This is a genomic window from Microbacterium sp. SWDP-B6, assembly GCF_059803615.1.
The window spans coordinates 171,408-191,091 of record NZ_JAPFGV010000001.1 but is presented as its reverse complement, the minus strand read 5'-3'; the positions used below and the strand labels follow the sequence as shown (position 1 = coordinate 191,091).

At 67.6% G+C, this 19,684-nt stretch carries 24 protein-coding genes and 1 tRNA gene; 6 read left to right on the top strand and 19 right to left on the bottom strand.

Going from position 1 to position 19,684, the window contains the following annotated elements:
* Nucleotide 1 precedes the first annotated feature (1 nt).
* Entirely contained in the window at nt 2–877 is an 876-nt protein-coding gene (locus OPU70_RS00965) for a 3-methyladenine DNA glycosylase (RefSeq protein ID WP_498556977.1), read from the top strand.
* A 4-nt stretch (nt 878–881) separates the two neighbouring features.
* On the opposite strand, the gene OPU70_RS00960 is transcribed toward OPU70_RS00965, so the two are convergent.
* The 6 genes from OPU70_RS00960 to OPU70_RS00935 all read right to left on the bottom strand — a co-directional run bounded on the left by OPU70_RS00960 (nt 882) and on the right by OPU70_RS00935 (nt 5,705).
* Nucleotides 882–2,069, bottom strand: a complete 1,188-nt coding sequence (locus OPU70_RS00960; protein WP_498556976.1) for a glycoside hydrolase family 3 N-terminal domain-containing protein — start codon at nt 2,067–2,069, stop codon at nt 882–884.
* 4 nt (nt 2,070–2,073) lie between these two features.
* Nucleotides 2,074–2,730 carry an SDR family oxidoreductase gene (locus OPU70_RS00955; RefSeq protein ID WP_309689246.1) on the bottom strand — a complete coding sequence of 219 codons (657 nt, stop codon included), beginning with the start codon at nt 2,728–2,730 and terminating at the stop codon, nt 2,074–2,076.
* Nucleotides 2,731–2,775: 45 nt separating this feature from the next.
* On the bottom strand, nt 2,776–3,303 hold the full coding sequence (locus OPU70_RS00950; RefSeq protein ID WP_498556975.1) for a hypothetical protein: 528 nt from the start codon (nt 3,301–3,303) through the stop codon (nt 2,776–2,778).
* Nucleotides 3,300–4,091 (bottom strand): hypothetical protein, encoded by a 792-nt coding sequence (locus OPU70_RS00945; protein ID WP_498556974.1) that lies wholly within the window; start codon nt 4,089–4,091, stop codon nt 3,300–3,302. The genes OPU70_RS00950 and OPU70_RS00945 overlap by 4 nt, the downstream gene beginning before the upstream one ends.
* 66 nt (nt 4,092–4,157) lie before the next feature.
* The gene (locus OPU70_RS00940) at nt 4,158–5,222 is read right to left on the bottom strand and encodes an NAD(P)-binding domain-containing protein (protein WP_498556973.1); all 1,065 of its coding nucleotides are present in this window, start codon (nt 5,220–5,222) and stop codon (nt 4,158–4,160) included.
* A 42-nt stretch (nt 5,223–5,264) separates the two neighbouring features.
* On the bottom strand, nt 5,265–5,705 hold the full coding sequence (locus tag OPU70_RS00935) for a GNAT family N-acetyltransferase (protein ID WP_498556972.1): 441 nt from the start codon (nt 5,703–5,705) through the stop codon (nt 5,265–5,267).
* A gap of 108 nt (nt 5,706–5,813) precedes the next feature.
* On the opposite strand from OPU70_RS00935, the gene OPU70_RS00930 reads away from it, so the two are divergent.
* The 3 genes from OPU70_RS00930 (at nt 5,814) to OPU70_RS00920 (ending at nt 7,539) form a co-directional block, all read left to right on the top strand.
* Nucleotides 5,814–5,886, top strand: a tRNA-Ala gene (locus tag OPU70_RS00930).
* Nucleotides 5,887–6,118: 232 nt separating this feature from the next.
* Nucleotides 6,119–7,234, top strand: a complete 1,116-nt coding sequence (locus OPU70_RS00925; RefSeq protein ID WP_153302212.1) for an AI-2E family transporter — start codon at nt 6,119–6,121, stop codon at nt 7,232–7,234.
* Nucleotides 7,235–7,356: 122 nt separating this feature from the next.
* The gene (locus OPU70_RS00920; protein ID WP_056377692.1) at nt 7,357–7,539 is read left to right on the top strand and encodes a hypothetical protein; all 183 of its coding nucleotides are present in this window, start codon (nt 7,357–7,359) and stop codon (nt 7,537–7,539) included.
* A 60-nt stretch (nt 7,540–7,599) separates the two neighbouring features.
* Here the strand turns inward: OPU70_RS00920 and OPU70_RS00915 are convergent, their stop codons facing one another.
* The 11 genes from OPU70_RS00915 to rplU form a co-directional block, all read right to left on the bottom strand.
* Complete coding sequence (locus OPU70_RS00915) at nt 7,600–7,884, bottom strand: hypothetical protein (protein WP_498556971.1); 285 nt, start codon at nt 7,882–7,884, stop codon at nt 7,600–7,602.
* Nucleotides 7,885–7,986: 102 nt separating this feature from the next.
* On the bottom strand, nt 7,987–8,676 hold the full coding sequence (locus tag OPU70_RS00910) for an SDR family oxidoreductase (RefSeq protein ID WP_042537702.1): 690 nt from the start codon (nt 8,674–8,676) through the stop codon (nt 7,987–7,989).
* Between the two features lies 1 nt (nt 8,677).
* Complete coding sequence (gene rsfS, locus OPU70_RS00905; protein WP_042537705.1) at nt 8,678–9,061, bottom strand: ribosome silencing factor; 384 nt, start codon at nt 9,059–9,061, stop codon at nt 8,678–8,680.
* Nucleotides 9,061–10,218: a hypothetical protein gene (locus tag OPU70_RS00900; RefSeq protein WP_498556970.1), complete on the bottom strand. Its 1,158-nt coding sequence runs from the start codon at nt 10,216–10,218 to the stop codon at nt 9,061–9,063. Before OPU70_RS00900 ends, rsfS begins: the two co-directional genes overlap by 1 nt.
* Complete coding sequence (gene nadD / locus OPU70_RS00895) at nt 10,215–10,817, bottom strand: nicotinate-nucleotide adenylyltransferase (RefSeq protein WP_042537707.1); 603 nt, start codon at nt 10,815–10,817, stop codon at nt 10,215–10,217. The genes OPU70_RS00900 and nadD overlap by 4 nt, the downstream gene beginning before the upstream one ends.
* 6 nt (nt 10,818–10,823) lie before the next feature.
* A complete protein-coding gene (locus OPU70_RS00890) occupies nt 10,824–11,048 on the bottom strand; it encodes a hypothetical protein (protein WP_042537709.1) in 225 nt (74 codons plus the stop codon).
* A gap of 66 nt (nt 11,049–11,114) precedes the next feature.
* Nucleotides 11,115–12,368, bottom strand: coding sequence for a glutamate-5-semialdehyde dehydrogenase (locus OPU70_RS00885; RefSeq protein WP_042537711.1), 1,254 nt, complete (start codon nt 12,366–12,368; stop codon nt 11,115–11,117).
* A gap of 9 nt (nt 12,369–12,377) precedes the next feature.
* Nucleotides 12,378–13,163, bottom strand: coding sequence for a glutamate 5-kinase (gene proB, locus OPU70_RS00880; protein WP_042537714.1), 786 nt, complete (start codon nt 13,161–13,163; stop codon nt 12,378–12,380).
* A complete protein-coding gene (obgE, locus tag OPU70_RS00875) occupies nt 13,160–14,662 on the bottom strand; it encodes a GTPase ObgE (RefSeq protein ID WP_309689279.1) in 1,503 nt (500 codons plus the stop codon). Before obgE ends, proB begins: the two co-directional genes overlap by 4 nt.
* Before the next feature lie 140 nt (nt 14,663–14,802).
* Entirely contained in the window at nt 14,803–15,060 is a 258-nt protein-coding gene (gene rpmA, locus OPU70_RS00870) for a 50S ribosomal protein L27 (RefSeq protein ID WP_028501603.1), read from the bottom strand.
* An 18-nt stretch (nt 15,061–15,078) separates the two neighbouring features.
* Complete coding sequence (gene rplU / locus OPU70_RS00865) at nt 15,079–15,387, bottom strand: 50S ribosomal protein L21 (RefSeq protein WP_072591411.1); 309 nt, start codon at nt 15,385–15,387, stop codon at nt 15,079–15,081.
* Between the two features lie 211 nt (nt 15,388–15,598).
* Here rplU and OPU70_RS00860 point away from each other — a divergent pair, with 211 nt between their 5' ends.
* A complete protein-coding gene (locus OPU70_RS00860; protein WP_079113029.1) occupies nt 15,599–15,865 on the top strand; it encodes a DUF4031 domain-containing protein in 267 nt (88 codons plus the stop codon).
* Here OPU70_RS00860 and OPU70_RS00855 read toward each other — a convergent pair.
* On the bottom strand, nt 15,830–18,298 hold the full coding sequence (locus OPU70_RS00855; RefSeq protein WP_498556969.1) for an Rne/Rng family ribonuclease: 2,469 nt from the start codon (nt 18,296–18,298) through the stop codon (nt 15,830–15,832). The two genes, OPU70_RS00860 and OPU70_RS00855, sit on opposite strands and share 36 nt — an antisense overlap.
* A gap of 281 nt (nt 18,299–18,579) precedes the next feature.
* Here OPU70_RS00855 and OPU70_RS00850 point away from each other — a divergent pair, with 281 nt between their 5' ends.
* Nucleotides 18,580–19,197: a vitamin K epoxide reductase family protein gene (locus OPU70_RS00850; RefSeq protein WP_498556968.1), complete on the top strand. Its 618-nt coding sequence runs from the start codon at nt 18,580–18,582 to the stop codon at nt 19,195–19,197.
* Nucleotides 19,198–19,267: 70 nt separating this feature from the next.
* On the opposite strand, the gene ndk is transcribed toward OPU70_RS00850, so the two are convergent.
* The gene (ndk, locus tag OPU70_RS00845) at nt 19,268–19,684 is read right to left on the bottom strand and encodes a nucleoside-diphosphate kinase (RefSeq protein ID WP_042537730.1); all 417 of its coding nucleotides are present in this window, start codon (nt 19,682–19,684) and stop codon (nt 19,268–19,270) included.

Below are 19,684 nucleotides of genomic sequence, written 5' to 3'. Positions count from 1 at the left end.
CATGATCACGTCGCTTCCGCGGACCGACTGGCTGGAGCGCGAGCGAGCGCACCAGGCGAGAGCCGACGCGCTCACGGCAGAGCACAGGGAGCGGGCTGCCCGAGGCGAGAAGCACCCGGTGTGGGACTTCCTCTTCACCTATTACAGCTACAAGCCTGCGCAGCTGCGTCGGTGGCACCCGGGCGCGGGGATCGAGGTGGAGCAGGCCCCGGAGCGGCTGACGTGGCGCTGGTACTCCCCCGGCAGGACCGAAGACGGTGCGATCCCGGATGCCGCCGTGTTCGCGCGCGAGAAGGCGGACCTCGCCGGTCTGGTAGAGCGGATGCTGCGCCGCACCGCCTCGCGCCCCGGTCAGTTCGGATGCTTCGGGCTGCACGAGTGGGCGATGGTCTACCGTGCCGACGAACACAGGCATCCGTTGCCCTTGCGTCTCGGACAGGCAGGCACCGATCTCGTCGTCGAGAGTCACGACCTCAGGTGCACGCATTTCGATGCCTTCCGGTTCTTCACGCCCGAAGCGGTGCCGCGCAACCGCACAGAGCTGACCCGCGACGATCAGCCTCTGTTCGAGCAGCCGGGTTGTCTGCACGCCGGCATGGACCTGTACAAATGGGCGGTCAAGCTCGGCCCTCTGGTGCCGGGCGATCTGCTGCTCGATGCGTTCGAGCTCGCGAGGGACATCCGCCTTCTCGACATGCAGGCCGCTCCCTATGATCTGGCACCGTGGGGCATCGTGCCCGTGCCGATCGAGACCGCCGAGGGCAAAGCAGACTACGTGCGTCAGCAGCGCGTCTTCGCCGAGCGAGGCACGCGGCTTCGCAGCGAACTCCTGCACGCGTGGCTCGGCTCGACTGAGCCCGCCGCAGCCGCGAGCTGACGCATCAGCCCACCGGCTCGCACTCCGGGCACAGCGCCCAGTCCGTCGTCGCCGACATCGACTGCAGACGCAGCGACATCACCCGTGTCGCCGCCTCGGCGAGGCGATCGGCGGGGAGCGAGCCTGCATCGACCGTCGCAGTGAGCCCCTGCACGATCTGGCCGGCGGTGTCGGGCGTGGAGCCCGCGATCATGAGCACGAGATCGGTTCCGGCGACGACCGCCGACACCGCGTTGCGCACCGGATCGGCGTACTCCGGGATCCCCGAGGACTGCAGCATCCCGAGGTCGTCTGTCACGATCACTCCGTCGAAGCCCAGTTCCTCCCGGGCGATCTCGTGCCAGCGCGCCGAGAGGGACGCAGGGGCCGGATCCACCGAGGTGTAGGCAAGGTGACCGAACATGAGCAGTGAGGCACCGGCGTCCACACCGGCGACGAACGGCACCGCATCGGTCGCACGCCATTCGTCGAGGGTCTCACCGGTCGTCGGGATCGCCTGATGGGAGTCGCCCGGCGCCGCACCGTGACCGGGGAAGTGCTTCAGCGTGGATGCGATGACCTGCTCCTGCGCCTCCGTGGCGGCCACGACCCGCTCTGCGGCAGTCTGAGGATCGGTTCCGAGTGCCCGACCGTAGATGAACGAGGTCGAATCGGCCGTGATGTCTGCGACCGTGCCGAAGTTCACGGTGATGCCGGCCTTCGCCACCAGCGCGGCCCGGGCGGAGAAGGCCGCCTCTGCGTCCGCGACCGGCTGCGACTTGAGACCGGTCGAGGCCCGGAACACATCGCTCCCGAGGCGCGACACGATCCCGCCCTCCTGATCGATCGCGACGAGCGGCGGCAGTGCAGGATCGACGGTGAGAGCGGCCGTGAGAGCTCGCAGTTCGTCATCCGTCGCGGGGATGTTCGCTCCCATCAGGATGAATCCGCCGAGGCCCTGCTGCATATACGCGTGAAGGGCTGCGGCATCCGTCGTAGGAATGTGCCCCATCACGATGCTCGCCGCCTGTTCGGCCGTCGTCATCTCCGAGACGAGGGCCGCTGCGTGGTCATTCGTCCCCGAAGCGGAGACAGCCGACCGGACGTCGCCGACACGTACTGTGTCGTGCGTCGATGCGGACGCGGGTGCGGATGCCAGAGCCAGGCCGGCGATCACCGCCGCTCCGACCGCCCCGAAGCGACGCCGCCGCATGGCCTCAGGCGCTGAGGGCGTCGACGATGGGCACCGCCGTGTCGTCCGTGCCGTTTCCGAATCTGATGGTGCGGCCGAAGGTCGACGGGTTGCCGACGACCTCGGCGATCACGGCTGCCACATCGGCGCGGGCGACCTCCCCCTTGCCCTCGGGATCGAGGACGATGCGACCCGTGGGCTCGTCGAACGTGAGCGTGCCAGGCCCGAGGATCGTGCCGTCGAGGTCTGTCGATCGCAGGTGCTCGTCTGCCGCCCACTTCGCATCGGCGTAGGCGAAGAAGCCGTCGCTCTCGGGCACTCCGTGGTCGGCCTTGGAGCCGAGCCAGGAGACCATGACATAGCGCTTCACACCGGCAGCCTCGGCGGCATCCATGGTTCGGATCGCGGCGTCGCGGTCGACGGCGTAGGTGCGCTCAGGAGAGCCGCCACCGGCCCCCGCCGACCAGACCACGGCGTCGTGTCCGCGGATGATCTCCGCGAGCGCATCGGTGTCGAGGGTCTCGACGTCCGCGACGAGCGCGTGCGCCCCCGTCGCTTCGACCTCTGAGACATGGTCGGGATTGCGGATGACCGAGGTCACCTCGTCGCCGCGGGCGACGAGGATGGGGGCGAGGAGGAGTGCGATGCGGCCGTGGCCGCCGAAGACGATGATTCGCGACATGTCTTCACCCTACGCGCCTGCGCCGACGTCGGCTCGGGCATGCGCTCAGCGCGGCCCCTGCGAGCTGTCGATGACGAACGCCTGAGGGTGCCCGGGAAGATAGCGGACGACGACCGGCTCGCCTGAGGGCAGGTACGCGTCGCGATCAGGGTAGACCGCAGGAGTGAAGAAGTTGCTCTCGATCGTGTACTCGATGCCCGAAGAGGTCGTGAAGGTGACCCAGTCGCCATCGATGGTCCCGGTCGTCGGCTGACCGTGCTCATGGATGTACGCACGCGTGATGGGGACGCCGGTGAGGCTCAGGATGCCGATCACGAGGTTCGCGACCATCACGAACGCGAGGATCCGGAACACGATCCGCAGGGCCGTGCCGCCTGCCCTCCCCCGCGCCGCGTTCTCACCGTGCAGCAGCCCCTCACGCTCGCGGAGGCGTCGGAGGGCGACGCCGGGCGCTGCACCGGGTGCGGACATCGCGAACAGTCCGAGGATCGAGAACCCGGCGATGAACACCATCGCGTATCCGTGCGAGGCCGGGAAGTTGATCAGCCAGATCAGAGTGTCGAGAACGTTCATCGTCCGGCCTCCTTCTCGACCGTCACGGCCACGGTGTGCGGATCCTCGCGTCGATAGAAGGCCCAGATCGGCGCGCCGACCTGGAATCGCGAGATCGCCTCGGGGAAGGCGAACACCGTCGTGTCGGCCTCCCAGGTCGCGGCGCCCTCCGGAGCCATGAGCACCTTGAGCGCCAGCTCACTCTGCCCCTCGAGGCGGCGTCCGGTGGGGCGCACCTCGAGCACGGATGCCGGCACCTGCGTGCCACTCGTTCGCGCTCTCACCAGATGAGGGTCGATCAGACCCCGTTCGATCCGCCACTGCAGCATCGCGTCTCGCACCGCGGGGTCGGTGATGTCGGCGAGCTCGACCGTGTCCTGATCGCTGAGGCTGTATCGGACCGGGATCGGCTGCCCGACCTGCAGGGCCCCGATCTCGCTGTGATCGACGAGCATCCGCAGCTGCCCGACGAAGTCCTCGCCCACTCCTGGGGTGACTCGGATGAACAGGTCGTACTGGGGCACATCGTTCACGGTCAGACCGGTTCTGGAGATCTCGACGAGGCGGCCCACGCCGATCTGCGACTCGCCCCTCACCTTCCGGCGGCGACCGAAGCCCGACATCGTGCCTCCGAAGGTGAGGAGCAGTCCCCATGCGACCCCGATGAAGATCGGCCCTCCGAGGGTGTCCTCTCCCGAGAACGGAAGGATCGACTCCCGCTGGTTCACGCCGAAGAGACCCTCTCCGGTCCAGATGACGAGCCAGGCCGACAGCAGCAGCCAGACGACCAGGAGCACGATGCGGATCATGCCCTCAGCGTAGCGATGGGGTGTCGCTCGATCACGCGCCCGGGAGACGGTCCCGTCCCGGCCGTTCTACGAGGTGCGCAGGGATTCCCTCGCCAGCGCGCGTTGCACGCCCTTCGCCGCAGAGCGCCCCGCCCGGTTCGCACCGATCGTGCTCGCCGACGGGCCATAGCCGACGAGTTGGACCCGCGGATCCTGCACCGCCGTCGTGCCGCGGCCTCCACGGTCGAGTTGGATGCCGCCGGCCGCACTGCGCAGATGCAGCGGGGCGAGGTGCGCGATGGCGGGTCGGAATCCTGTCGCCCACAGGATCACGTCGACGCGCTCGAACGAGCCGTCGGCCCAGCGGACGCCGTCCGGTTCGATGCGAGCGAACATCGGACGGCGTGCGGCGTACGCCCCGAGACGCTCGGCCTCGCGCTCCTGCGGTCGCAGCATGAGTCCGGTCACGCTCACGACGCTCTGCGGAGGCAGCCCCTGTGCGACTCGCTGCTCGACGAGAGCGACCGCCGCTGCCCCGGCCTCGGGAGTGAAGTCATCGTCGCGCCACACCGGCTCGCGACGCGTGACCCAGAGCGTGTCGGTGAGGGGTGCGAGGGCTCCGAGGAACTGGACGGCCGACGCACCTCCGCCCACGACCAGGACCCGCTTGCCCACGAAGTGCTCCGGTCCTGGATAGTCGACCGTGTGCAGCTGCTCGCCGAGGAACGTCTCCATGCCCGGGTAGTGCGGCAGGAACGGATGCGTCCAGGTGCCGGTGGCGTTGACGAGGGTGCGGGTGCGCCACTGCCGGTCGCCGGCATGGACCACAAGGAACCCGTCGTCGTCGATCACCCGGTCGACGCGGACAGGGCGGATCACCGGCAGACCGTGAGCATGCTCGTAGGCGGCGAAGTATGCCGGGACGGCGACGTTGGCGCGTTGTCCGTCACGCGGAGGAGGTGACTCCCCCGGCAGCTCGGCCACTCCGTGCACGTCGCGCATCGTCAACGCATCCCACCGGTGTCGCCACGCGCCCCCTGGCTCGGAATCCGAGTCGAGCACGACATGGGAGATGCCCAGACGGGTCAAATGGAAGGAGGCCGACAGACCGGCCTGACCGGCGCCGATCACGACGCTGTCCAGGATGCTCACGCTGGTGACAACACCCGCGATCGCGCCGTTGTTCCGCAGGCCTCAGAGTGCGATCTGGTAGTGGGTGTATCCCGTGTGCGTCGCCACGCTGTCGTAGAGCGCGCGAGCCGTCATGTTGGTCTCCTGAGTCAGCCAGTAGACCTTCTCGCATCCGTGCTCCGCGGCCCAGCCCCGCACGTGCGCGATCAGCAGCCGCCCCGTTCCGGAGCCTCGTGATGCCGTATCGACATAGAGATCCTCGAGGTAACAGTAAGCAGATCTGCTCCACGTCGCCGAGTGGGTGAGCCAGTGCACGATGCTGATCGCGCGTCCGGCGTCGTCGCGGGCGACGGCGCCGTGCAGCTCCCCATCCTCGACGAGCCGCCGGAACGTGTCAGCCGTGATCTCGTCCGAGAGCTGGGTGCCGTAGAACGTCAGATATCCGCGCCACAGACCCGACCATTCGTCGAAGTCCGCCTGTGTGATCGCGTTGATCGTCGTCATGCCGTCGAGCCTAACGCGACGCGCCCGGGAGGCCCTCGTCGATTGGTGTTGCGCGCGATCCGTGTAGTACTCTGTTCAAGTTGCTTCGAGCACTGAGGAAGCAGTTCTGGGCCTGTGGCGCAGCTGGTAGCGCACCTGCATGGCATGCAGGGGGTCGGGGGTTCGAGTCCCCCCAGGTCCACATACAGAAGGCCCCGCGAGAGATCGCGGGGCCTTCTTTTCGTCTGCCCCTGCTCAGCGTCGGTGGAGGCTCGGCGAACGCGTGTCATAGACGGGTCATCACGCGGCGGAGCGCCAGGGACTTGCCATCGCCTGCTGCTCCGGATAGAAAGGCCAGGCCGTCCTCGTCAGTGAGACGGTCTTCGACGAGGTGGAGGACGCACGTGCTGGGACTGTTCCGACGACAGGGGATCATGTCGTCCCCGCCATCAGACGGCCCGCGGCCGATCGCAGAACCCGGCCTCTGGTCACGCGGTGTCGGACTCGCCGCCACCCGAAGCCTGCAGACGCTGTCGGTGCTCGCCCTGGTCGCCGTCGGCGTCCTGGTGATCACGCAGCTCTCGCTGGTGTTCATCCCGGTGACGATCGCGCTGATCCTCGCCTCGGCCATCCACCCGCTCGTCGCTCTCATGCGCCGTCGCGGGGTGCCGTCGATCCTGGCGACGTGGATCGCACTGATCGGGATCCTCGCGATTCTCGGCGGAATCGTCTGGGTGATCGTCCTGACGGTCCGCTCGCAGTGGGACGACCTCATCGACTCGGCCACCGACGGCATCACCCAGGTGACGGCCTGGCTCGACACCCTGCCGTTCAACCTCGCGTCGTTCGACCTCGATGAGGTGTGGGCCGGCGTCGGAGACTTCCTGACGAGCGCATCGTTCGGACGCGGAGCGCTGGCCGGCGTCTCAGCCACCGCGAGCTTCTTCACCGGCCTCGCGCTGATGATCGTCGTGCTGTTCTTCTTCCTCAAGGACGGACCGCGCATCTGGGAGTTCCTGCTGCGTCCCTTCACCGGAGCCAGCTACGACCGCGCCCGCCGCATCGGCGACAAGACGGTCGATGTGTTCGGGGGCTACATCCGCGGGACCTCGATCGTCGCGGCGGCCGACGCCCTCGGCATCGGCATCGGTCTGGCGATCCTCCAGATCCCGCTCGCCCTGCCCCTCGCCGTGATCGTCTTCCTCACGGCGTTCATCCCGCTCGTCGGCGCGACCGCGGCGGGGATCCTCGCGGCACTCGTGGCACTCGTCACACACGGACCGGTGGCTGCCCTCATCGTGGTCGGCATCGTGGTGCTCGTGAACCAGCTCGAGGGCAACTTCCTGCAACCGGTCGTGATGGCTCGCTCACTCAAGCTGCACGCCCTCGTGATCCTGCTCGCTCTGACCACCGGGACGATCCTGGGTGGGATCGTGGGAGCGGTCCTCTCGGTGCCCATCGCCGCCGTCGCCTGGGGCATCATCACCGTGTGGGACGGACCGCACACGCCCGCGAAGCCGTTCCGCAAGAAGCGCCCCGAGACGGTCTGAGTCCGCCTGTGAAGGTCGGCAGCGACGCCCGGTACTCCCCCGGGACTGCATCCGTCAACCCGCTCCCTCCCAGACGATGAGCCGCCCTACCGTGGCCTCACATCCCACGAGAGGAGTCGATGATGACGAACAATCCGATACCCCCGCTCGTCCCGCGGCCGGACGATGACGGAGAGATCGACGGTGTCCCCCACCGCGAAGTCGATGGGGAGCCCGTGCTCGACACGGACGCCGATGCCGACCAGGTCGACGGTGCTGCCGCCGACCGCCTGGCCGCAGAGAAGCCGCTGGGCGAGGACTCCTGAGTCCCCCTTGGCGCAGAAGTGCGCGGCAGGTCCCTCCCCGGGTCCTGCCGCGCAGTCTGTTCAGTTCGAGAGAAGGGGTGGCAGATGCGGGATCCCGATGGGCCTCGTCGCCCGACTCGAATCCTGCACCCGAGTGACCTCTTCGAGGACTTCGGTGGCGGTGGCGTATCGCACTGCCAGAGGCAGATCACGAAGCCATACGACCTCGACCTCGGTGTCGGCGTATTCGTACACACTCGCCACCACGTGCCGCGGATCGTGCGACTCGTACCGTCGGTCGTTGATCACCCATTCCGATGGCGTGACACGATGCAGCACGTATCTAGGATCTGGATCTCCGGACATGTGATTCCCTCCACGACTTTCTCCCCCACTGCACATCATCCACGGTGCCGCCCCAGGCCCACAGGGGCTTGACAGCTGCGAGAGAGACTGCAGGGAAGGGGATCAGCCGCGAGGGCGAATCGTCAGGTCGGTGAGAGCGGCGTCGTCCGGGAGGTCGAGTGCGGTGAGGATCGTCGTCGCGACCGAGTCAGCCGTGATGAAGCGCTCCGGATCGTAGTCGCGCCCCTCCTGCTGGTGCACGCGCTCCTGCATGGGCGTCGCTGTGCGACCGGGATAGATCGAGGTGACCCGCACCCCGTGCTCGGCCTCCTCGGCCCGCAGGGAGTCGGCGAGAGCCTTGAGCCCGTGCTTCGACGCGGCGTACGCCGACCAGCCTGCGTGCGCGTGAAGCCCCGCGCCGGAGTTGACGAACACCACCCGAGCACCGGAGACACGCAGCAGCGGCAGCAGCAGGCGTGTCAGCTCTGCGGGCCCCACGAGGTTCACGGCGAGCTGACGCTCCCACAGGTTCGCCGCCAGGTCGGCCACCGGCCCGAGGTCGACGACGCCCGCTGCATGGATCAGCGAGTCGATTCGTTCGGGAAGCGCCTGCTTCGACAGCGCCCATGACAGTCTTCCGGGCTGTGCCAGGTCACCGACGATCGCCGATGCGCCCGGAAGCGCCGCGGTGATCTCCTTGGCGCGCCCCGCATCACGGGCCAGCACGACGACCTGATCGCCCCGATCGAGCAGTCGGCGCGCGACGACGGAGCCGATGCCGGAACCGGCACCGGTGATCAGGTGGACGCTCATGTCAGTCGCGGTCTGCTGCAGCGGAGTCTGCGAGCTCGAACGGCACCACAGGGCAGTCCTTCCACAGGCGCTCGAGGCCGTAGTAGACCCGCTCCTCCTGGTGGAAGACGTGCACGATCAGGTCGCCGAAGTCGAGGAGCACCCAGCGGGCCTCCGCACGACCCTCACGGCGGACCCGCTTGTGGCCGGCTTCGATGAGCTTGTCCTCGATCTCATCGGCGATGGCGGCGACGTTCCGCTCGCTGTTTCCGGTGACGAGCAGGAAGATGTCGACGAGCGGAAGAGGCTCCGACACGTTGAGGGCGACGAGATCTTCACCGCCCTTCGAGACGGCGGCGTCGGCCGCGAGCTGGAGCATCTCTTCGGCGGTTTCAGGTGACTGCATTAGAACACATTCGAGTTGAAGGCGACGATCAGGGAAACGCCCAGCGCGAGCGCAAGACCACCCGCCACGATCGCGAGGATGAGCATGAGTTTGTTGCCCTTTTCGGGGGCGGGTGGGCGGATGACCTCACCGGCGGGCTTGATGGTGCTGACGGCCGCACTGGCGGCGATCGGCGTGGGCGACGATGCCGGAGGCAGCTCGCCGTCGATCAGCACGGCGTCCACATCCTTGCCGTCTGTGGTGCCGTGCGCGTGACCCTGCGAACCGAGGCCCTTGGGCAGTTCGTACGAGCCGGTCACGAGGATCTCCCCCGTGGAGGCGACCGGGCCAGACAGCGACCCGTCTCCCGGGGAGGGGTTGAAGATGAGCGTGTTCGGAGCCAGATGCTGCGATCCGGTCGAGTCACCGACGGTCAGAAGCTCGTCGAACGACGGTGAGAAGGGCTTGCGGGTCTCCGCGCCGTCGGTGAGCAGCTCCTGCCCGAAGGCGGAGTTCACCGTGGGGCGTTCCCCTTCGGCGATGTCGACGTCATCGGACTCGGCCACATCGGCCAGGACGTCGTCGTTCGCATCGGCCGGATCTGCGTCGATGCCGAGTTCGGCCACGGCCGCAGAGGTGTCGCCCGCTTCGGGAGCAGTCTGAGCGTCGTCATCCGTGGCCTCGACGGACGTCGAAGCACTGACGGGAGCGGGGAGGCCCTCGACAGCAGTGTCGTCATCGTCGTCGTCATCGTCTTCGTCATCATCATCGGGTGCAGAGGACGCAGGAGTCTCGCTCTTCGGCTCGGATGCGGGCTCGACGGGCTGCGTCTCTTCGGCCGCATTCTCGGGGGCCGATCCCTCAGGAGCATCGGACTCGTCGACAGGAACCGATCCCGTCGCGGCGCGCTCGCGCTCGCGAACCTGTCGACGTGTCAGCCCCACAGTCCCGTGGGAGGTCTCCCCCTCGGTGTCGCTCGCGCCTGACCGGGCCGGCGGGGTGGGCTCGACCGTGGTCGACTCGGGCGCCTCTGGCTTCGGCGGCACGGGTGGAGCCGCGACGGCAGCCGCAGCTGCAGCCTCCTCCACCGAGATGACCGGCGTGGAACCCGTCAGCCGGATCTCACGCAGCTGCTTTCGCGTCAGCGGACCGTGACCCTGCTGATCCGATGTACTCATGCCTTGCTCCGATACAGATGATGCTTCGCGATGTATTGAACGACTCCGTCGGGGACGAGGTACCAGACCGGCTCGTCGTCGCGGACCCGCACGCGGCAGGCCGTCGACGAGATGGACAGCGCCGGCACCTCCAGTTGGCTGACGTTGTCGCTGGGGAGGCCGTCAGTGCTCAGAACGTGTCCTGGACGCGAGACCGCGACGAAGTGGGCCAACTCCCACAGTTCATCATGGTCCCTCCAACTGAGAATTTGCGCCACGGCGTCGGCACCGGTGATGAAGAAGAGCTCCGCGTCGGGGCGCTTCTCCTTCAGGTCGCGAAGGGTGTCGATCGTATAGGTCGGCCCCTCACGGTCGATGTCCACCCTGCTCACCGTGAACTGCGGGTTGGATGCAGTGGCGATCACCGTCATCAGGTAGCGATGCTCGCTGGGGGTGACATCCGACTTCTGCCATGGGTGTCCGGTGGGGACGAAGACGACCTCGTCGAGATCGAAGGAGTGGGCGACCTCGCTCGCGGCGACCAGGTGGCCATGGTGGATGGGGTCGAAGGTGCCGCCCATCACACCGATGCGCGCAGGACGCGAGGTCGTGTCGTTCATACGGGCCTAGTGGCCGTGCCCTGCCTCGTGGCCGTCCTTGCCGTGCTTCGCCGCCCAGGCGTCGGCCTTGGCGGAGTGGCGGTTGGCGACGTTCTTGTACGACAGCGTGACCAGGCCGAGGAAGGCGAAGACGATGATGGCGATCACGCCGAAGATCAGCGTCTCGAGCTGCACATTGCCGTGGTGCTCGGTTTCGGCAGCGACCATCGCGATCTGTGCGACGAGATTCATCCTGACTCCGTTTCGTGGCTGGCGGGCATGACTCACGAAGAGCCACAGCGCCCCCTAGTCTAGCCCTCAGCCGCGCGTCTGCCCTGCCCCACGCGCCAGCCATTTCGTGCTGGTCAGCTCGGAAAGCCCCATCGGTCCTCGCGCGTGCAGCTTCTGCGTCGAGATGCCGACCTCGGCGCCGAACCCGAACTCTCCCCCGTCAGTGAACCGAGTGGACGTGTTCACCATCACGACCGCCGAGTCGACCTCGGCCAGGAATCGCTCAGCGTTGCGCGAATCGGTGGTGATGATCGACTCCGTGTGCCCGGTGCTGTAGCGACGGATGTGGTCGAGCGCATCGTCGAGGGTGTCGACGACCTTGATCGCGATGTCGAGACTGAGGTACTCCGTCGCCCAGTCGTCTTCCGTCGCCGGGATCACGTTCGAGACGAGCCCCGCCACCATGTCGTCACCGTGGATCGCGACTCCCTCGCTCTGCAGTGCGCTCGCGACGAGCGGCACGAGCCGCGGTGCGGCTTGACGGAGCACGAGCACCGTCTCGACGGCGTTGCAGACACTGGGACGCTGCACTTTCGCGTTCACCACGATGTCCTGCGCCCAGTCGTCAGGAGCGCTCTCGTCGAGCACGATGTGCACATTGCCTGCGCCTGTCTCGATCACGGGGACGGTGGCCTCGGTCACGACGGTCTCGATCAGGCCCGCGCTGCCCCGGGGCACGAGCACGTCGATGAACCCGCGTCCGTGCATCAATGCCGTGGCGCCGTCTCGACCGAAGTCGTCGACCGTCTGCACCGCTTCCGGCGTGACGCCCGCAGCCTGCAGCGCGCCGCGCATGATCTCGACGAGCACGGTGTTCGACTCTCGTGCGGCGCTGCCACCGCGCAGGACCACGGAGTTGCCCGAGCGCAGCGCGAGCGCGGCGATGTCGACGGTGACGTTCGGACGCGCCTCGTAGATCGCGCCGACCACTCCGAAGGGCACCCGCACCTGCTCCAGCGCCACGCCGTTGGGCATCCGATGCCCTCCGACGACGCGACCGACGGGGTCGGGCAGGGCCGCGACCTGGCGGACTGCCGCGGCGAGAGCGGCGACGCGCTTCTCGTCGAGGCGCAGCCGGTCGATCAGCGATTCTCCGATGCCGTCGGACCGACCTCGCTCGATGTCTCGACCGTTGGCCGCGATGATCGCGGCAGCATTCTGCTCGAGAGCCACCGCGATGGCCTCGAGAGCCCGGGCCTTGTCATCGCTGGTCAGCCTGGCCGTGGCTCGGGACGCCTCTTTGGCGAGCTCCAGGCGCGTCTGGGGGGTCTGGTCGGTCATCCGCCCAGTCTAAGAGAGCGCGGGTTCGAACCAGGTCCCTATGTCGGCCCCGGAGAGGGCCTTGTCGACCAGGTCGGCACTCGTCACGAGCACGCCGATCCCGGACGCGGCAGCCAGGCGAGCGGCCGAGACCTTGGTCGCGGCTCCTCCGGTGCCGACGCTGTTGACGACGGTCGATCCGAACTCGAGTCCCGACAGATCGGCATCGGGGGCGACGACGTCGATGGGCTCGGCTGTCGGGTCGGACGGCGGCTTGGTGTAGAGCGACTCGATGTCGCTCAGCAGGACCAGAGCGTCGGCCTCGATCAGTTGCGCGACGAGCGCTCCGAGTCGGTCGTTGTCGCCGAAGCGGATCTCCTGCGTCGCGACCGTGTCGTTCTCGTTCACGATCGGCAGGATGCGCAGACCGAGAAGTCGCTCCATGGCCCGCCGAGCATTGCTGCGCGAGGTCGGGTTCTCGAGGTCGCCCGTCGTGAGCAGCACCTGCCCCGCGACGATGTCGAAGCGACGCAGAGACTCCTGATAGCGGTAGACCAGGATGTTCTGTCCGACCGCGGCCGCGGCCTGCTGCGTCGCCAGGTCGGTCGGGCGGGCGTCGAGACGCAGGAACGGAATGCCTGTGGCGATCGCTCCGGAGGAGACGAGGATCACCTCTGCTCCGCGCGCGTGCGCCGCGGCCAGCGCCTCGACCAGAACGGGGATCCGCCATGACGACTCACCGCTGATCGATGAGGACCCGACCTTGACGACGATCCTCGAGGCTGTGGCGAGATCCGCCCTCGTGCGAGCGGTCACTCCCCGTCCTCGCGGTAGGCCGCGAGCCGCTGAGCCTCGACCTCGGCGCGAGCCTCGGCCTTGGCATCCATGCGCTCGTAGTAGTTCTCACGACGCTCGGAGGTGGTGCGACGGGCGTTGGGCGCCAGGCGGGGATCGGTTCCGCGGGGCGCCGTCATGAGTTCGGCCGCAGACGTCATGGTCGGCTCCCAGTCGAAGACGATGCTCTCGCCTTCGCCGATGACGACGGTGGATCCCTGCACTGCACCGAGGCGGAAGAGCTCGTCTTCGACGCCCAGCTTCTCGAGGCGATCCGCGAGATAACCCACGGCCTCCTCGTTCTGGAAGTCGGTCTGCTGAACCCATCGGACGGGCTTCTCGCCCAGGATGCGATAGATGTTGCCGTAGCTGCCACCCTCGACTCGGATCTCGAAGCCCTTCTTGGGGCCGCGCGGGCGAAGGACGACGCGCTCACGCGGGACCTCGGTCGCGGCGAGCTCTGCGCGGTGTGCGTCGACGATATCGCCGAGCGCATAGGTCAACTGGCGCAGGCCCTCGTGCGAGATGGTGGAGATGTCGAAGACGCGGAATCCGCGAGCCTCGAGGTCCGGACGCACGAGATCGGCGAGGTCGCGGGCCTCCGGCACGTCGATCTTGTTCAGCGCGATGAGCTGGGGGCGCTCGAGCAGCGGAGTCTGTCCCTCGGGGACCTCGTACGCGGCCAGTTCGCCGAGGATGACGTCGAGGTCGGAGATCGGGTCACGACCGGGCTCCAGCGTCGCGCAGTCGAGCACATGCAGCAGTGCGGTGCAGCGTTCGACGTGGCGGAGGAACTCCAGTCCGAGACCACGCCCCTCGCTCGCTCCCTCGATGAGTCCGGGGACATCGGCGACGGTGTAGCGCGACTCCCCCGCCTGCACGACACCGAGGTTCGGGTGGAGCGTGGTGAACGGGTAGTCGGCGATCTTGGGGCGGGCCGCCGAGATCGCACCGATCAGGCTGGACTTGCCTGCAGAGGGATAGCCGACGAGAGCCACGTCTGCGACGGTCTTGAGCTCGAGGACGACATCGCCCTCGTCTCCCGGGGTGCCCAGAAGCGCGAATCCGGGCGCCTTGCGCTTCGGCGTCGCCAGTGCGGCGTTGCCGAGTCCGCCATGGCCGCCCTTCGCGACGACGAATCGCTCGCCGGGCTCGATCATGTCGATCAGAACCTCACCGGCGGCGTTCCTGACCACAGTGCCGACGGGAACGGGAAGCTCGAGGTCCTCACCCATGAACCCTGCACGGTGGTCGCCCATGCCGGGTCCGCCGTTGCCGGAGCTGCGGTGGGGCGAGTGGTGGTACGAGAGAAGCGTGCCCGTCTGCGTGTCGGCGATGAGAACGATGTCGCCGCCGTCACCGCCGTTGCCTCCGTCGGGGCCGCCGAGCGGCTTGAACTTCTCGCGGTGCACCGAGACACAGCCGTTGCCGCCCTTGCCCGCACGCAGGTGAAGCGTCACGGTGTCGACGAAACTGACCATGTCTCTCTCCTCAATAAAGAACTCGGCCGGAACCGAGAGTTCGGCCGGCGATTCGGCCGGGAGCACATGTCCCGCCGAAAACGCAAATTCGGGACGGGCCGAAGCCCGCCCCGAATCGCATGACTACTGTCGTGCTGTGATCACTCAGCAGCGGCGACGATGTTGACGACCTTGCGGCCGCCCTTCGCGCCGAACTGCACCGCACCGGCGGCCAGAGCGAACAGGGTGTCGTCGCCACCACGGCCGACGTTCACGCCGGGGTGGAAGTGCGTGCCGCGCTGGCGGACGATGATCTCGCCGGCGAGAACCTGCTGTCCACCGAAGCGCTTGACGCCAAGTCGCTGAGCGTTGGAGTCACGACCGTTACGGGTGGAGCTTGCGCCCTTTTTATGTGCCATGTCCTGGTCTCCTCGGTCTTACTTGATGCCGGTGATCTTGACGCGCGTGAGCTCCTGACGGTGGCCCTGGCGCTTCTTGTAGCCGGTCTTGTTCTTGTACTTCTGGATGATGATCTTCGGGCCGCGGAGGTTGCCGATGACCTCTGCCGTGACCTTGACCTTCGCCAGCGAGTCGGCGTCGGTGGTCACCGAGGCGCCGTCGACGAGCAGCACTGCGGCCAGCTCGATCTTCTCGCCCTGGGCAGCCTTGACACGGTCGAGCTGAACGATCGTGCCGACCTCGACCTTCTCCTGCCGCCCACCGGCGCGCACTACTGCGTAAACCACTTCATACCTGTTTCGTTGGGGAGCTCGCGGCTCCGATATCTCACGGGAAGACTGTTGCTTGCATGCGACGCTGGGCGACGGGCACGAACGCAAGACTCTCCGCTTCGACCGTCCAGGACGACGCGGCATACGCACCAAGGGACTACTTTACCGGATGCAGGACACTGTGGCAAAACGCGCCGCCTGGTGTGTCCGGTCATAGGCTGAACGAATGACCGTTCTCGTCGATGACCCCATCTGGCCCGCACACGGGCGCCTGTGGGCCCATCTCGTCAGCGACGACAGCCTGCAGGAGCTGCACGCCTTCGCGAGGTCGCACGACGTTCCTGCACGCGCCTTCGACCTCGACCACTACGACGTCCCCGAAGAGCTCATCCCCCGGCTCCTCGCCGCCGGCGCACAGCATGTCGGCGGCAAGGAGCTGGTCAGGCGACTGATCGCCTCAGGACTGCGAGTCCCCGCCCGCGACCGGCGCTGACGGCTCCGAGTTCACGGAGATGGGCGTGCCGGTGAGCGCGGCGGTGGATACACGGCGACGACCGCGTCCCTGCCCCGGAGCCTTCGGCTCGGGAAGCGCATCGAGCACGGAATCGAGCAGCGCCTCAGCCGGGGACTTGGGCGACTTGCGGTCGGATCCGCGCTTCTTGCGGGGCTTCTTGGCTCGCTCCTGCGTGGCGGGGGCTTCCGTCGTCGTCTCCGCGGCGGGAGCGACGACCTCCGTCGGCTCGTCGGCGTTAGGAACGCGCGTCGAGGCCGCGATCTGCGCGAGCGCGGACTTCGCCCCCTCGGGGATGCTGTGCGTCGTCACCGCGGCGGGCGCCGAGTTCTGCGACTGGCCGTTGCCGCCGCGCTGGCGACGGTTGGACTGCGAGTTGCCGTTGCCATTGCCGTTGCTGCTCGCGCGGTGCTTCACGACCGGGTCGTGGTGCACGATGACGCCGCGACCGGCGCACACGTCGCACGCCTCGCTGAACGTCTCGAGCAGGCCGAGGCCGAGCTTCTTGCGGGTCATCTGCACGAGGCCGAGCGACGTGACCTCGGCGACCTGGTGCTTCGTCCGGTCACGACTGAGGCACTCGATCAGGCGGCGCAGCACGAGGTCGCGGTTCGATTCGAGCACCATGTCGATGAAGTCGACGACGATGATGCCGCCGATGTCGCGCAGACGCAGCTGGCGGACGATCTCCTCCGCGGCCTCGAGGTTGTTCTTGGTGACCGTCTCTTCGAGGTTTCCGCCCGAGCCGACGAACTTTCCCGTGTTGACGTCGACGACCGTCATGGCCTCGGTGCGGTCGATGACCAGCGAGCCACCGGACGGCAGCCAGACCTTGCGGTCGAGCGCCTTCTCGATCTGCTCCGTGATCCGGAACACATCGAAGGGATCGCTCTCGTCCTCGTACGACTCGACGCGCTCGAGCAGATCGGGTGCGACGCTCTCGAGGTAGGCGCGGATGGTGCGCTGCGCGTCCTCGCCCTGGATCAGCATCTTCGTGAAGTCCTCGTTGAAGACGTCGCGGACGATCTTGACCAGAAGGTCGGGCTCGGCGTGCAGCAGCGCCGGCGCCTGCTGGCTCTCGACCTGCTTGCGGATGTGCTCCCACTGGCTGGTGAGCCGCTGAACATCGCGAGTGAGCTGGTCTTCGGTGGCACCTTCGGCCGCCGTGCGGACGATCACCCCGGAGGACTCGGGGAGAACCTCCTTGAGGATGCGCTTCAGGCGCGTGCGCTCGTTGTCGGGCAGCTTGCGGCTGATGCCGTTCATCGATCCGCCGGGCACATACACGAGGTAGCGACCCGGAAGCGAGATCTGGCTGGTCAGACGGGCGCCCTTGTGGCCGATCGGATCCTTGGTGACCTGCACCAGGACGCGGTCGCCCGCCTTGAGCGCGAGTTCGATACGACGCGGCTGGTTGCCGGTCTCGACGCCATCCCAGTCGACCTCGCCGGAGTAGAGCACGGCGTTGCGGCCACGGCCGATGTCGACGAACGCGGCCTCCATGCTCGGCAGCACGTTCTGCACGCGGCCGAGGTAGACGTTGCCGATCAGCGAGGCGTCCTGGTTGCGCGCGACATAGTGCTCGACGAGCACGCCGTCTTCGAGGACGCCGATCTGCGTCCGGCCGTTCTTGGAACGGACGACCATCTTGCGGTCGACCGACTCACGACGCGCGAGGAACTCCGCCTCGGTGACGACCGGACGCCGACGACCGGCATCCCGTCCGTCGCGACGGCGCTGCTTCTTCGCCTCGAGGCGCGTGGAACCCTTGATCGCCTTGGGCTCGGTGATGTACTCGACGACGCGCTGGCGGGGCTGGCGAGGTTCGTCACGCTGCTCACGCGGCTCGCGCTGCTCGACATCGTCGGAACCACCGCGACGGCGGCGGCCACGGCGGCCGGCCGGCTCCTCCGGCTCCCGCTCGGCGATGCGGTCGAACACGCGCTCGCGGCCCGGACGGGCCGGGAGCGGAAGGACCTCGGGAGCGTAGAAGTGCAGCTGCGTCGATACCTGAGAGACGAAGACCTCGGGCAGCAGCCCCAGCGACACGGCCGTGAGGGGCTGGGGCGCCTCGGGCTTCTCCTGGGCAGGCTCAGCAGCGGTCTCTTCAGAAGAGGCTTCGGCCGCGGGAGCGTCGACGGCAGGAGCGTCAGCAGCAGGAGCGTCAGCAGCAGGAGCGTCAGCAGCAGGAGCATCCGCAGCAGGAGCATCCTCAGCAGGAGCATCCTCAGCAGGAGAGGGCTCCGCAGGAGTCTCCTCCGCCGGAGAGGGCTCAGCGGTCGAACCCGCGCCGTCCTCCGAAGCGTCGGACGTGCCGTCGGCCTCCGGAGCGTCGGCGACTACCTCTGCGGGTGCGTCAGCATCCGCAGAGAAGTCGAGGGTAGGGGCGTCGTAGTCATTGTTGTCATCGGCCATCTCTGGCTTGCTCCTCGCGCGGACACTTCGTGTTCCGCTAACTCTCATGCGGCACCCGCAGGTGCCGCGAACTCATTCGGTGTGCGACCGGCTCACGGCTCTGATCACGAGGGGCATACGGCCCCGAAGTCTGCGTCGATGCCCGCCGCGACAGGGTCGAGCGATGCATCACAGGCCATTATCGCACCAAGTGCGCCGGTTCGCGGCATCGTCGGGGCACTGAGTCGTTTTCTCCGGCGCGCTCACGCCCGATACATAGCGATCGCTGAGAGAATCCAGACATGAGCGAGCAGCGCACCCGCCCCGTCGTCTATGCCGTGTGGTTGATCATCGCGAGCGTCATCGGCTGGTTCGCCGCCTTCCAGCTCACGGTCGAGAAGTTCGTGCTTCTCGAGAACCCAACCGATGCCCTGGCCTGCGACGTCAGCCCCTTCATCCAGTGCAGCAAGAACCTGGGCTCGTGGCAGGGCGAGATCTTCGGCTTCCCCAACCCGCTGCTCGGACTGACCGGGTGGATGGCGCCGTTGGTCGTCGGGGTCGCGATCCTCGCTGGATCCCGCTTTCCCCGCTGGTTCTGGGCTGCGTTCGGCGCCGGCATCACGTTCGCATTCGGACTCGTCTGCTGGCTGATCGGCCAGAGCCTGTATGCATCGAACCTCGGAGTGCTGTGCCCGTGGTGCATGGTGACCTGGGCCGTGACCATCCCGACGTTCTTCGCGACGATGCTGCATCTCACCCGGAACGGCACGTTCACCAAGAGCGAGAAGGCCCAGGCGCGTGCGGACAAGCTCATGGTCTGGGTTCCGCTGGCGACCATCCTGGCGTACGCGATCATCATCGTGATGGCTCAGCTGCAGGGTCTCGACTTCCTCGGCGAGATGGCGCGCATCATCTTCTGATTCCTCACCCCTGAATCGACGAAGCCCGCCGCACGATCTCGTGCGGCGGGCTTCGTCGTGAGCGGATCGGTCAGTCGAACCAGATGCCGAGCTCGCGTGCGGCCGACTCGGGGCTGTCCGAGCCGTGCACGAGGTTCTGCTGCACCTTGAGGCCCCAGTCGCGACCGAAGTCGCCACGGATCGTGCCGGGTGCGGCGGTGGTGGGGTCGGTCGTGCCGGCGAGCGACCGGAAGCCCTCGATCACGCGGTTGCCCGCGAGGCGGATCGCGACGGACGGCCCTGAGAGCATGAACTCGAGGAGCGGCTCGTAGAACGGCTTGCCCTCGTGCTCGGCATAGTGCTCGGCCAGCAGGTCGCGGTCGGGCTCGACCAGGCGGATGTCTACGAGGGAGTATCCCTTCGCTTCGATGCGAGCCAGGATCGTGCCGGTGAGGCCGCGGGCGACACCATCGGGCTTTACGAGGACGAGGGTTTCTTCGGTGGCCAT